This window comes from Enterobacter sp. V89_11, from assembly GCF_029967775.1.
GTDB lineage: Bacteria > Pseudomonadota > Gammaproteobacteria > Enterobacterales > Enterobacteriaceae > Enterobacter > Enterobacter ludwigii.
The window spans coordinates 158,626-172,099 of the sequence record NZ_JASCAN010000007.1; the positions used below are offsets into that span (position 1 = coordinate 158,626).

Annotated in this window: 11 protein-coding genes; 2 read left to right on the top strand and 9 right to left on the bottom strand. The window is 56.8% G+C overall.

Features of this window, described 5'->3' with window-relative positions; translation table 11 throughout:
* Positions 1-21: 21 nt before the first annotated feature.
* The 4 genes from QLG09_RS07825 to poxB form a co-directional block, all read right to left on the bottom strand.
* Positions 22-1,035, bottom strand: coding sequence for an NAD(P)-dependent oxidoreductase (locus QLG09_RS07825; RefSeq protein WP_020884845.1), 1,014 nt, complete (start codon positions 1,033-1,035; stop codon positions 22-24).
* 89 nt (positions 1,036-1,124) lie between these two features.
* Positions 1,125-2,564, bottom strand: a complete 1,440-nt coding sequence (locus QLG09_RS07830) for an SDR family oxidoreductase (RefSeq protein WP_181216396.1) — start codon at positions 2,562-2,564, stop codon at positions 1,125-1,127.
* Positions 2,565-2,574: 10 nt separating this feature from the next.
* Entirely contained in the window at positions 2,575-3,576 is a 1,002-nt protein-coding gene (ltaE, locus tag QLG09_RS07835) for a low-specificity L-threonine aldolase (protein WP_282488804.1), read from the bottom strand.
* Between the two features lie 38 nt (positions 3,577-3,614).
* Complete coding sequence (poxB, locus tag QLG09_RS07840; protein WP_282488805.1) at positions 3,615-5,333, bottom strand: ubiquinone-dependent pyruvate dehydrogenase; 1,719 nt, start codon at positions 5,331-5,333, stop codon at positions 3,615-3,617.
* A gap of 151 nt (positions 5,334-5,484) precedes the next feature.
* On the opposite strand from poxB, the gene QLG09_RS07845 reads away from it, so the two are divergent.
* Positions 5,485-5,919 (top strand): DoxX family protein, encoded by a 435-nt coding sequence (locus QLG09_RS07845; RefSeq protein ID WP_257805886.1) that lies wholly within the window; start codon positions 5,485-5,487, stop codon positions 5,917-5,919.
* A gap of 45 nt (positions 5,920-5,964) precedes the next feature.
* Here the strand turns inward: QLG09_RS07845 and hcr are convergent, their stop codons facing one another.
* From hcr to aqpZ, 4 genes are all read right to left on the bottom strand, one after another.
* On the bottom strand, positions 5,965-6,933 hold the full coding sequence (hcr, locus tag QLG09_RS07850; RefSeq protein WP_282488806.1) for an NADH oxidoreductase: 969 nt from the start codon (positions 6,931-6,933) through the stop codon (positions 5,965-5,967).
* A 10-nt stretch (positions 6,934-6,943) separates the two neighbouring features.
* Positions 6,944-8,596: a hydroxylamine reductase gene (gene hcp / locus QLG09_RS07855; protein WP_047355715.1), complete on the bottom strand. Its 1,653-nt coding sequence runs from the start codon at positions 8,594-8,596 to the stop codon at positions 6,944-6,946.
* A 144-nt stretch (positions 8,597-8,740) separates the two neighbouring features.
* The gene (locus tag QLG09_RS07860) at positions 8,741-9,640 is read right to left on the bottom strand and encodes a lysine exporter LysO family protein (RefSeq protein WP_020884841.1); all 900 of its coding nucleotides are present in this window, start codon (positions 9,638-9,640) and stop codon (positions 8,741-8,743) included.
* 166 nt (positions 9,641-9,806) lie between these two features.
* Positions 9,807-10,502 carry an aquaporin Z gene (gene aqpZ / locus QLG09_RS07865; protein WP_025204573.1) on the bottom strand — a complete coding sequence of 232 codons (696 nt, stop codon included), beginning with the start codon at positions 10,500-10,502 and terminating at the stop codon, positions 9,807-9,809.
* A gap of 289 nt (positions 10,503-10,791) precedes the next feature.
* Between aqpZ and QLG09_RS07870 the strand changes: the two genes are divergently transcribed.
* Positions 10,792-12,450, top strand: a complete 1,659-nt coding sequence (locus tag QLG09_RS07870) for an ATP-dependent endonuclease (protein WP_014169354.1) — start codon at positions 10,792-10,794, stop codon at positions 12,448-12,450.
* On the opposite strand, the gene QLG09_RS07875 is transcribed toward QLG09_RS07870, so the two are convergent.
* A complete protein-coding gene (locus tag QLG09_RS07875; protein ID WP_138013679.1) occupies positions 12,447-13,403 on the bottom strand; it encodes a VirK/YbjX family protein in 957 nt (318 codons plus the stop codon). The two genes, QLG09_RS07870 and QLG09_RS07875, sit on opposite strands and share 4 nt — an antisense overlap.
* Between the last annotated feature and the right edge of the window lie 71 nt (positions 13,404-13,474).

A 13,474-nucleotide genomic window follows, 5' to 3' on the forward strand; every position in this document is an offset into this window, starting at 1 on the left:
CTCTGAGATGAACGCGCTCAACTAGCGATGCAATTTGCCGTGGTCACGCAGCCAGGCGGCAGTACGCACAATCCCTTCATCCAGGGAGACAATCGGCTTATACCCCAGTTCGTTCTCTGCACGGGTGATATCCAGCGTAAAATCAAAGTTGAGCTTTGAGACACCGTAGTGCGTCAACGCAGGCTCTTTCGCCGATTTACTCCCAAGACGCTCCATACTGCGGGCAATCATATCCAGCATCGGGTAGGGCACGGAACGAATACGGCAGTCGATTTGCAACTCGTCAATCAACCTTTGCACGATGCTGCGCAGCGTGCAGGGCTCACCGTTGGTGATATTGTACGCGCGACCGGAAATCAGGGTATCGCAGTCCGGCTGGCTTGCCAGCCACATGGCGTGGACCGCATTTTCGTAGTACGTCATATCCACCATCGCATCGCCACCGCGGGGCAGCAGCACGCTGCCGTAGTGGTGCATCATCTGCGCCAGACGCGGGATAAACACTTTGTCATGCGGGCCGAACAGGCTCTGAGGACGCAATACGGTAAAACGGGTGTGCGGGTTCGACTGCGCCAGCAGATCGATCACCTCTTCGCTGGCCGCTTTACTGCGGGCAAACTCACAGGCAAAGCGCGCCGGGCGAAAATCTTCCTGCACGTCGCGGTGATGGTGATAGTCGAAATAGAGAGACGGGGAGGAGATATGAATAAAGTTACGCACGCCCCAGGCCACGGCCCATTCACCCAGACGACGGGTGGCACGCACATTGGCGAGGTCAAAAGCTTCCTGGGTACCCCACGGGGAGGTAAAACTGGAGCAGTGCCACAGCGTATCGATACCGGCCAGCATCACCTTGGCCTGAGAGGAGACCAGCTCCGTCAGGTCGGCATGGACAAACTCTGCGCCCATTTTTTGCAGCAGTTTACCCATCGCTTCGTTGCGACCGGTGGCCCTGACGCTGATGCCTTTGTTGCGCAGAAACTCGACCGCATTTCGGCCTAAGCCGCTGGTCGCCCCGGTAACCAGTACCTTCATATCAATCCACTGTGTTGAAAAAGAATTTCGTGCGCATTCTTTCGTGAATTACGGCGGGTTGCAATGGGAAAGGTGAAAGAATAAGAGTTTTATTGAGTTATTTTCGTCTTTTGTTCTGCCAGCTGCGCGATACGTTTCGCCATTCCGCGAAAGATAAACAGGTGAGCGGGGATCATTAACAACCAGTAGAAAAGCCCCGGCATCCCGTGCGGGTGCCACCAGGCACGAACGTCCAGTTCACGATGGTCGCCTTTGTCTTTTAGCGTAAAGCACAACCGTCCCAGACCGGGCGCTTTCATGCCAAACAGCAGCGCCAGCTGTTTTTCGGGCTCGACGATGATCACCTTCCAGCTGTCAACCGTATCGCCTACCGCAAGATACGGGTGCGCAGGACGGCCTTTCGCCAGCCTGTGTCCTACCAGCAGATCCAGTGCGCCACGGGTTTGCCAGAGGATATTGCCGAAGAAATAGCGTTCTTTGCCGCCAATCTGATTCACCACCTCCCACAGGTCCGCCAGAGTTGCCGGGGTGTTCACCGTGCAGCCAGCCTGTTTAGGAAAGTAACCGTATTCAGGCCGCCAGCGGGCAAACGCCTGGGCGTCGTAGCCCCAGTCGCTGGAGTTCATCAGCTGTTCCTCTACCTTGAGCGTATTGCGTACCGCATCATCGAAACGGATCAGCGTCTGGGGGATCAGCGCACGCAACGCACGATCGTCGGCCAGCAGATCGTGTTTGAGCCCCTGGATCAGCGCTTTTGCGGTCGTCGGTGGCACGGACGTAATGACGTTTAAAAACCACACCGAGATCCAGCGGGTAGGGAAGGGAATGGGGATCAGCCAGCGTCGGCGGCCGCTGACGCGCATAAAATGTTCGAACTGTTGCTGGTAGCTCAGCACTTCCGGGCCAGCAGCCTCAAGCACGCGGTGTTGCTCAGCCGGATGGTCCAGCAGGGCCACCAGATAATGGCGTAAATTTTCCAGCGCAATCGGCGTGGTGCGCGATCGCACCCAGCGCGGCGGGGTAAGCACCGGCAGGTTGTACACCATGTCGCGCATCACTTCGAACGCGGCGGAGCCGGCCCCGACGATGATCCCCGCCCGCAGTTCGGTGACGGGAATATTGGCGCCGCGCAGGGTTTCAGCCGTGAGCTGACGGGCGCGAAGATGATCGGACTGCTCGTTAGCAGGCGCCTGCAGCGAGCTTAAAAAAATCACCTGCTTCACCGGTGTGCGCAACAGCGCGTCGCGAACGTTCATCGCCACCTGACGCTCGTGGGCGATAAAATCGCCCCCTTCGCCCATGCTGTGAACAAGGTAGTAAAGCGTGTCGACCCCTTCCAGTAACGCCGGCAGCGTCGTGGGCCAGTTGAGATCGACGTTGTGACAGGTCACCCCGGGCAGGTGCAGTTTTTGCAGACGCTCCGTGTTGCGTGCCACGGCCAGCACCTGGTGCCCCTGCTGACTTAACGCAGTGGTGAGATGCTGACCGATATACCCACTGGCACCGAGTACCAGAATACGTTGCGGCACGCTCTGCTCCTTAGCGCTGTAAAAACGCCTGCCAGTGTTTCACCACGTCTGCCAGCTGCTGACGATTAACGTCTAAGTGCATAACCAGGCGTACCACCGGCGAGGCGTTGATCAACACGCCACGGGCTTTCATAAACTCACCCAGCGCGGCAGCGTGCTCTTCGCCCACGCGAATGAACAGCATGTTGGTATCGTGGCGCATAACGTCTGCACCAATCTCGCGTAGCTGTGCGGCCATCCACGCGGCGTTTTCATGGTCGTCTTTCAGGCGAGCCACGTTGTTTTTCAGGGCGTACAGTCCGGCTGCTGCCAGAATACCGGCCTGGCGCATCCCGCCGCCGGTCATCTTACGCCAGCGGACCGCGCGTTTGATGAAGTCCGCATTGCCCACCAGCAGCGAGCCAACGGGCGTCCCCAGCCCTTTAGACAGGCAAATAGTGAACGAATCGCAATACTGCGTGATGTCTTTCAGCTCGCAGCCATACTCCACCACGGCGTTAAAGATGCGCGCGCCGTCCACGTGCAGCCCGAGTTTGCGCTCGCGGGTGAATTCCCACGCTGCTTTCAGGTACTCGCGCGGCAGCACTTTGCCGTTGTGGGTGTTTTCCAGACTGAGCAGCCTGGTGCGGGCGAAATGCACATCATCGACTTTGATTTTCGCCGCGACCTTGTCGAGGGGCAGGGTGCCGTCCGGGGCGGCATCAATCGGCTGAGGCTGAATGCTGCCCAGTACCGCCGCACCGCCTGCTTCGTACAGGTAATTGTGCGCGCCCTGACCGGCAATATACTCTTCACCGCGTTCGCAGTGGCTGAGCAACGCCACCAGGTTGGCCTGGGTGCCGGATGGCAGAAACAGGGCAGCCTCTTTACCGCTTAGCTCGGCGGCATAACGCTGCAGCGCATTCACCGTCGGATCGTCACCGTAGACGTCGTCCCCGACCGGGGCGGCCATCATCTCTTCGAGCATGGCGCGACCCGGACGGGTAACGGTATCACTGCGTAAATCAATCATTTCACATCCCTTTAATTTAAGAGGTTATGTGAAATGTTTTACCTGAGCCAGTTGGTTTTTGCCAGTTCGATTACCTCATCACCGCGTCCGCTGATGATGGCGCGCAGCATATAGAGGCTGAATCCTTTGGCCTGCTCGAGTTTAATCTGCGGTGGGATCGCCAGCTCTTCTTTCGCCACCACCACGTCCACCAGTACCGGACCGTCGATGGAGAAGGCGCGCTGCAGGGCTTCATCGACTTCTGAGGCTTTCTCTACGCGAATACCCGTGATGCCGCAGGCTTCAGCGATGCGCGCGAAGTTGGTGTCGTGCAGCTCGGTGCCGTCCGTCAGATAGCCACCTGCCTTCATCTCCATCGCCACAAAGCCCAGCACGCTGTTGTTAAAGACCACGATTTTCAGCGGGAGCTTCATCTGCACAACCGACAGGAAATCGCCCATCAGCATGCTGAACCCGCCGTCGCCGCACATCGCCACCACCTGACGCTCAGGTGCGGTGGCCTTGGCCCCCAGCGCCTGCGGCATGGCGTTGGCCATCGAACCGTGGTTGAACGACCCCAGCAGACGGCGTTTGCCGTTCATCTTCAGATAGCGTGCCGCCCAGACGGTCGGGGTGCCCACGTCGCAGGTAAAGATGGCGTCGTCGTCCGCGAAATGGCTAATTTGCTGCGCCAGATACTGGGGATGAATGGCTTTGTCGCTCGGTTTGGCAAGATCGTCCAGTCCTTTGCGTGCATCGCGGTAATCACTGAGGGCTTTGTCGAGGAACTTCCGGTCGGTTTTTTCTTCCACCAGCGGCAGCAGGGCGGCGAGGGTGGATTTGATGTCCCCTACCAGCGCCATATCGACTTTACTGTGGGCACCAATACTGCCCGGGTTAATATCAATCTGAATGATTTTGGCATCCGTCGGGTAAAACGCGCGGTACGGGAACTGGGTGCCGAGCAGGATCAGCGTGTCGGCATTCATCATGGTGTGGAAACCGCTGGAAAAACCGATCAGTCCGGTCATGCCCACGTCATACGGATTGTCATATTCGACGTGCTCTTTGCCGCGCAGGGCGTGAACAATCGGGGATTTTAACTTGCCGGCAAATTCCACCAGCTCTTTGTGCGCGCCCGCACAGCCACTGCCGCACATCAGGGCGATATTGCTGGAGTAACGCAGCAGCTGCGCGAGCTTTTTGAGCTCTTCTTCAGCCGGCGTGATGACAGGCTGTGGGGCGTGATACCAGTGCGAACTGGCACCCTCAGGCGCGGCCTTCAGCGCCACGTCACCGGGAATAACGACCACCGAAACACCGCGGTTAAGCACGGCTTTGCGCATTGCAATGGCCAGAACCTGAGGGATCTGTTCTGGTGAGGAAACTAATTCGCAATAGTGGCTGCATTCACGGAACAGCTCCTGAGGATGCGTCTCCTGAAAATAGCCGCTGCCGATTTCGGAAGAAGGGATGTGGGCGGCAATTGACAGGACCGGTACGTGATTACGGTGGCAGTCAAACAGGCCGTTGATCAAGTGAAGGTTGCCCGGTCCGCACGATCCGGCGCAGACGGCCAGTTCACCCGTCACCTGCGCTTCCGCTCCAGCCGCGAAGGCGGCAACCTCTTCATGACGGGTTGGCATCCATTCAATGGTCTTCATCTTATTGAGGCTATCGCTCAGCCCGTTCAGGGAGTCGCCGGTTACACCCCAGATGCGCTTTACGCCTGCCTGCTCGAGGGTTTTTGCTATGTATGCAGCCACGGTTTGTTTCATGGGTGTCCATCTCCTTTAAGTGATATCGCTTACAAGCTTAGAAGAAAGTCACTGTATTGCCGCGCTTTCCCCCTTATTAAAAGGTGCTTTTCACCCGCAATGATTCGGCATAATCTGGTCATTACACAGATGAAAACAGGAATCATTTCAAATGGTTAAATCATTGTTAATTGCTGTTAATGAAAAGCTATCGTGCGACGATGCTGGCAAACTCTTGTTACGACTTGCCGTCGGTGTGCTGATGCTTTTTCACGGTTTACACAAATTATTGGGTGGCGTGGGGTTCATCAGCGGCATGCTGGTGGAAAAAGGATTACCGGGGTTTATCGCCTACGGCGTGCTCATTGGCGAAGTGGTGGCGCCTGTCCTGATTATCGTGGGGCTTTTTACGCGCCCGGCGGCGCTGGTGCTGGCGTTTACCATGATTGTGGCGTGGCTGATGGTCGGGACGGGGGAAACCTTTGCGCTGGACGCGGTAGGTGCCTGGGCGATTGAGAGCCTGGTGTACTTCTTTATCGGTGCGCTGGCGGTAGCATGCTTAGGCGCTGGGCGTTTTGCGTTGGGGAAAGCGCCGGTCTGGCGGTAGGCGTACTAACCGGGGGTAAACGCGAGCGCTTACCCCCGTCATTCGCTACGCCAGCACAAGATCGCCCTGTGGATGACACGAGCACGCCAGTACGTATCCGTCGGCGATTTCTGCCTCGGTCAGCGTCATGGTGCTCGTCACGGTGTACTCACCGGAGACCACTTTGGTCTTGCAGCAGCCACATACACCAGCACGGCATGCTGCCACCACCGGCACGTTGTTGCTTTCCAGCGCGTCCAGTAGCGTGGTGCCGACCCGGCCAAAGAAGGTCTGAGCAGGCTGCAGTCTGGTGAACGTAATTCCGCTGGTTGCCGCTTCCGCGACCGGGGTGAAGAACTGCTCTTTGAAGAAGCGGGTCACGCCCAGCGCTTTCACGTCCTGCTCAACGATATCCATATACGGCGCCGGCCCACAGGTCATCACGGTACGTTCCGCGAGATCCGGGACGCTTTGCAGCAGTTCACGGCTCAGACGCCCGGCGACAAAACCGTGGGTTGCGTTATGTTCCGCTACCATCGTCACCGGATAGTTACGCCACTCTTCGGCAAAGATCACATCTTCCGGCGAGCGCACGCTGAAGATCACCTGAACATCTGCCTGCGGACGGTTTTTCGCCAGCCAGCGACGCATTGACATGATCGGCGTGACGCCGCACCCGGCGGCCAGCAGCAGGAATTTATCTTCCGCTTTATCGTCACAGGTGAAATCCCCGTGTGCGTCCGACAGCCAGAGGTAATCCCCGCGCTTCACGTCCCGGGTCAGCCACTGCGAGCCTGCGCCATCATCGATACGGCGGATAGTGAGCGTGATGTACTCGCTCACGCCCGGCGTTGAGGAGATCGTGTAGGCGCGCAGCGTGTCCGCTGAGTTGCGGACACTGACCAGCGCATACTGACCTGCACGATACGGATAGTAGTCATGGCACAGCAGGGACAGCGTCCACACATCCGGCGTCTCCTGATGGATGTGATGAACCTGCATCCGCCACGGACATTGTGAGGTTGGCATGGTCATGAATAACTCCTTACGCGCTCAGCAGCTGCTGCATATCTTCTTCTACGGTGGTCACGGAACGCAGACCAAACTTCTCGTTCAGCACGGCCAGCAGATCCGGTGTCAGGAAGCCGGGTGCGGTTGGGCCGGTCACAATGTTGGTCACGCCGAGAGAGAGCAGGGTCAGCAGGATGACAATCGCTTTCTGTTCAAACCAGGAGAGCACCAGCGACAGCGGCAGATCGTTGACGCCGCAGCCCAGTTTTTCCGCCAGCGTGACGGCCAGAATGATGGCAGAGTAGGCGTCGTTACACTGACCCGCATCGACCAGACGTGGCAAACCTTCAATGTTGCCGAAGTCCAGCTTGTTGAAACGGTATTTACCACACGCCAGCGTCAGGATCAGGCAATCTTCCGGTACGCTGGTGGCGAAATCGGTGAAGTAGTTACGCTCACCGCGCGCGCCGTCACAGCCGCCAATCAGGAAGATATGGCGCAGTTTTTCACGGCTCACGAGGTCAATCAGTGAATCCGCGGCACCGAGCAGGGTTTCGCGACCAAAGCCGACGGTGATCAGATGTTCGATTTCGCTGTACGGGAAGCCACCCATCTGCTGCGCCTGGGCAATGACCGGGCCGAAATCATCCCCTTCCAGGTGGCTCACACCCGGCCAGCCAACGATGCTGCGGGTCCAGATGCGGTCGTCATACGCGCCAACGGTGGGGTCGATGATGCAGTTAGAGGTCATGACGATGGGGCCCGGGAAACGGGCGAACTCAACCTGCTGGTTCTGCCAGCCGCTGCCGTAGTTCCCGACCAGGTGTTTAAATTTACGCAGTTCCGGGTAGCCGTGTGCGGGCAGCATTTCGCCGTGGGTATAGACGTTAATGCCCGTGCCTTCGGTCTGCTTCAGCAGGTTATAGAGGTCTTTCAGGTCATGGCCGGAGATCAGGATGCACTTGCCTTCGGTCGCTTTAACGTTAACCTGCGTCGGCGTCGGGTGGCCGTAGGTGCGGGTTTCACCGGCATCCAGAATACGCATCACGTTGAAGTTCATCTGGCCGATTTCCATTGAACATTCGAGCAGCGGATTCATCTCGGCAGGCCAGGTACCCAGCCACGCCATGATTTTGTGGTACTGAGCATAGATAGCGTTATCGTACTGGCCCAGAACGTGTGCGTGTTCCATATAGGCCGCGGCCCCTTTCAGGCCGTACAGGCAGAGCAGACGCAGGCCGAGAATGTTCTCGCCAATCGCCGCTTTATCTTTGTTGGGGGTGAATTCTGCTGCCTGACGCTGCAGCTCGCCCAGGTCATCGCTCACCAGCTGCAGGTCTGCCATTGGGTTTTCTACCCGTGCGTTGGCATCGGCGCTCAGGCACTGCGCTTTCAGCGCTTCACGCAACGCAATCGCTTCGCGGGCATAGCCGACGATGCGCGGGGAATCAAAGTTAACGTTAGTCAGCGTGGAGAAAAAGGCGCGGGGGGCGAAACTGTCTACATAGTGGTCAATAATGCCATATTCGCGGGCCTTGAATGCCCATGCGGAAAGGCCTTGCAGGGCGGCAATCAGCAGATCCTGCAGGTCTGATGTTTCTGCGGTTTTGCCGCACATACCTTGCGCATAAGAGCAGCCATTGCCTGCCGGGGTACGGATGGTTTGTTCACATTGCACACAAAACATAATCACACCTGTTAAAGTTATATTTGATATACATGTTTGAGATTATGCTTGTGACTGAACGGTGAAAAGGGCTTTCTTCTACAAAATAGAGGGAGATTGATTTAGCGCAATTTTGGCGGCAGAAAGCCTACCGCCAGAGGAGTATCAGGCGGAGAAAAACGCCATCAGAACGGGAACCAGCAGGCTCAAAATAAAGCCGTGTACGATGGCGGCAGGCACCATCTCCAGCCCACCTGAACGCTGCAGAACCGGCAGGGTAAAGTCCATCGACGTGGCGCCACACAGACCCAGTGCGGTCGAGCGACTGCGGCGCACCAGGCCCGGGATCAGCATAATGGCAATTAATTCCCGCGCCAGGTCGTTAAAGAAGGCGGCGCTCCCGATGACTGGACCGAACGATTCGGTCAGCAGAATACCGGAAAGGGAATACCAGCCAAATCCGGAGGCCATTGCCAGACCGGTTTTTAACGGCAGGCCGAGAATAAAAGCGTTAATCACGCCCGCCACCAGTGAGCTAATGACAACGATAACCGCGACGATCATTCCACGGCGATTAAGGACAATCTGTTTCAACGTCATGCCATTATTTCGTAGCTGAATACCGATAAGGAACAGCAGGAAAATGAGGGTATATTCACTGGCTTCCGTCGCGTGCTGTAAAAAATTCCATCCGCTCAGCCCAAGAACAAAACCCAGCACCACGACGCCGCATAATTTTAAAGATTCCAGCGCCATTGCAATTCGTGACGGCAGTTTTTCCTGATGGTGGTGATTTTTCCACGGAATAGTGCGCTCAAGCCAGAAAAGTGCGGCAATATTGCACAGCAAAATAACGGCGCAGGTGACGACAGAATAATGCAGGATCGCCAGCAGATTGGTGGCCAGATTATCCAGAAACGCCAGGCTTATCCCCATAAAGAAAAGAATGACGTAGACAATCCAGCTCAGAAAACGGTTGATAAGCCGTAACGCGGATTCGCGATGCAGCGGGATAAGGTAGCCCACAATCAGAGGCAGCAGAATGATGAGGAGTCCTGAAAACATGAACAACGGGTCCTTGTGAATATCTGTTAAGCGCCAGAGACACTACCCAATAAACGTTGTCAGGTAAAGGAGCAACAAAAAAGCCGGGTGGCAGCAACGCCTGACCCGGCCTGAGTGTTGTCATGCAGGTCGGGTAAGCGTAAGTGCTACCCGACTGCACACGTAGTTAATCGCGTTTTTCCAGCAGGGTGCGATACAGCACGCCGCCCAGAATACCGCCGATGATTGGCATTACCCAGAACAGCCACAGCTGCTCAAGCGCCCAGCCGCCCTGGAAAATAGCGACGGCAGTACTGCGCGCCGGGTTTACGGAGGTGTTAGTGACCGGAATAGAGATCAGGTGGATAAGCGTCAGCGCCAGACCAATGGCGATAGGCGCGAAGCCCGCCGGGGCGTGTTTGTCGGTTGCGCCGTGGATCACCAGCAGGAAGCCTGCGGTCAGCACAATTTCAATCACGATGGCAGAGAGCATGGAGTAACCGCCAGGGGAGTGTTCGCCGAAACCGTTTGAGGCGAAGCCGCTTGCGGCGGCGTCAAAGCCGGCTTTACCGCTGGCAATAACGTACAGAACCGCTGCAGCAATAATCCCGCCAACAACCTGGGCCACAATATAACCAATGACTTCTTTAGCAGGGAAACGACCGCCCGCCCATAAACCTAATGTCACCGCCGGGTTAAAATGACCACCGGAAATATGACCCACGGCAAACGCCATGGTTAATACGGTTAAACCGAATGCCAGCGCTACGCCGACAAAACCAATACCTAATTCCGGAAATGCTGCTGCCAGAACGGCGCTACCGCAGCCACCAAACACCAGCCAGAATGTACCAAAGCATTCTGCTGCTAATTTTCTAAACATAACCACCTCAATAATAAACTTCACACGCGTTCCTGCGTGCGGGATATCGTCAAAAAAGGGATGACGACTCAAAGAGCCATTATTTTAAAAACAAAAACATCCCTTCGCCACTAAAATTAATTCGGTTAATTTGATTTATGGCAACGTGATGTCATTCCTTGTTCAAATCGATGGTAAGTAGAGCATAGACCAATTCTCTACAGCACGAAGGTTGTGCTGTCGTGTCAAAGTTCCTGCCGCTATACTGCTGATAACTTAAAGGAAAAAGTGATCATCTCGCGGGGGATTTATGCTTCTCGAACGTGTGGAAATTGTTGGGTTCCGCGGTATTAACCGCCTGTCGCTGCAGCTTGAGCAGAACAACGTCCTGATCGGTGAGAACGCGTGGGGTAAGTCCAGCCTTCTGGATGCGCTGACGCTGCTGCTTTCGCCCGAAGACGATCTGTATCACTTTGCCCATGATGATTTCTGGTTTCCTCCCGGCGATGTGAATGGCCGCGAAAAACACCTGCACATTATTCTGACGTTCCGCGAATCCGAGCCGGGGCGTCACCGCGTGCGTCGCTTCCGGCCGTTATCACCCTGCTGGGTCCCGTGCGACGACGGTTTCCACCGGATTTTCTACCGGTTGGAAGGTGAGATGGCAGAAAACGAGGGTGTATTAACCCTGCGTGATTTCCTCGATGAGAAAGCCAACCCTATTCCGCTGGATGACATCGACGACCTGGCTCGCCACCTGATTCGCCTGATGCCGGTGTTGCGCCTGCGTGATGCGCGTTTTATGCGGCGGATCCGCAACGGCACCGTACCGAATATGCCGGAAGTGGAAGTGACCGCCCGCGAGCTGGATTTCCTGGCGCGAGAGCTGGTGGCGCGTCCGCAAAATCTGACCGATGGTCAAATCCGCCAGGGGTTGTCGGCAATGGTACAACTGCTGGAACACTATTTTTCCGAGCAGGGGACGTCGGAGTCGCGCCATCGTCTGATGCGCCGCCGCTCTCACGATGAACAACGCAGCTGGCGTTACCTCGATATCATTAACCGGATGATTGACAGGCCCGGTGGCCGTACCCATCGGGTAATTTTGCTGGGGCTGTTTTCGACGCTCTTGCAGGCCAAGGGTACCGTTCGTCTCGACCGTGACGCCCGCCCGCTGCTGCTGGTGGAAGACCCGGAAACGCGCCTGCACCCGATCATGCTCTCGGTGGCGTGGCACCTGTTGAATCTGCTGCCGCTGCAGCGCGTGACCACCACCAATTCCGGCGAGTTATTGTCGCTGACCCCGGTTGAGCACGTCTGCCGTCTGGTACGTGAGTCTTCCCGCGTCACCGCCTATCGCCTCGGGCCGGGCGGGATGAACGCGGAAGAGGGACGTCGTATCTCGTTCCACATCCGCTTTAATCGTGCGTCGTCGCTGTTCGCCCGTTGCTGGCTGCTGGTTGAGGGAGAAACGGAAACCTGGGTTATCAACGAACTGGCGCGTCAGTGCGGACACCATTTTGATGCCGAAGGTATCAAGGTCATCGAATTTGCCCAGTCGGGGATCAAGCCGCTGATCAAATTCGCCCGGCGGATGGGCATTGAATGGCATGTGCTGGTGGATGGTGACGAAGCGGGAAAAAAATATGCCGCGACCGTGCGTGGCCTGCTAAATAATGAGCGCGAAGAAGAGCGCGACCACTTAACCATGCTGCCGGCCATGGACATGGAGCACTTTATGTACCGTCAGGGGTTCGACGACGTGTTCCACCGGATTGCGATGGTGCCGGTGGATGTGCCAATGAACATGCGGCGCGTGATTGCCAAAGCTATCCACCGCTCTTCAAAACCTGATTTAGCGATTGAGGTGGCGACGGAAGCGGGGAGACGTGGCGTGGAGTCCGTGCCGACGCTGCTGCGCAAGATGTTCTCCCGCGTGCTGTGGCTGGCACGCGGGAAAGCGGATTAAGCGCGGGTCGCCTGCGTGACGTGTTGCGTCAGGCTGTCCAGTAGCGCATAGCGGCGGCGGTACTCAGCGCGCTTTTTGCTCGCAATCTCTTCCATCGGCTTACGGGGCATGGCGAGCGGCAGCATGAAGTGGCCGTTATCCTGTTTCTGCCCACCGAGGGAGAGCCAGAAGCTGTCATAATCGGCCAGCAGTTTCCCCTCTTTTTTCTTGCGGTAACGCCAGCTGCGGTAGATATGCGTGGCGTTACTCACCGCGACAATATGCTCAACCGGGAAAGCTGCGCCAAGCGTCATTGCCGTTTCAACCAGCAGGCGTTTCGGGAACAGGCCGTGACACGCTTTGGTCGCCCCCTGGATCAGTTCATGTGGAACGTGTGCTTTTGCCCCCTGCAGGCCGCCGATGAACAGCGTTGTTTTTCCTTCAAACGGGCACAGCGTGAAGGTCATTTCCGCCAGCACGGTATTCTGATGGTTACAAAAGACGAGGGTGGCTTCACCCTCTTTATCCATGAAGGCGTCGGCGCACAGGCGCACAGTAAACTGCTGTTCGTCTTTTCCGGTCAGGGTCAGCAGGGTTGCCCCCTGCGGTGAAAGGTAACCCTTGACCAGCGTTGCCGGAAGCTGGCGCGTCATGGTCTGGTAGTGCCAGGTCAGCGATTCCAGCGCCTGTCGGCGATCCATGTCCACCGTTAACCACGGGCGGTGCAGGCGGCACGGCAGCCCCGGCTGCACCTGCAACATTTGCATCAGGCGCGGCTGCTTTGCCAGCTCTGACAGCAGACGCGTGGTGCTGAACGGTGTCATCAGCGAACGGAGCATGAACTTACGTCGATAAGCGGGGTTTTGCCATGCCAGCCCCGGAGTGATCTTCCCGAAGGCCAGATTATTGAAGAGCTGCCAGCCGGATTTAGGCTGGGGCTGATGAGAAATAAGTGTATCGACGATGGAAGACATGTTAGATCCTGCTTCTGAAGGAAGGGCTCTATTTCAGCAGGCGAAATTTCAATAACTCATCAACAAATTGA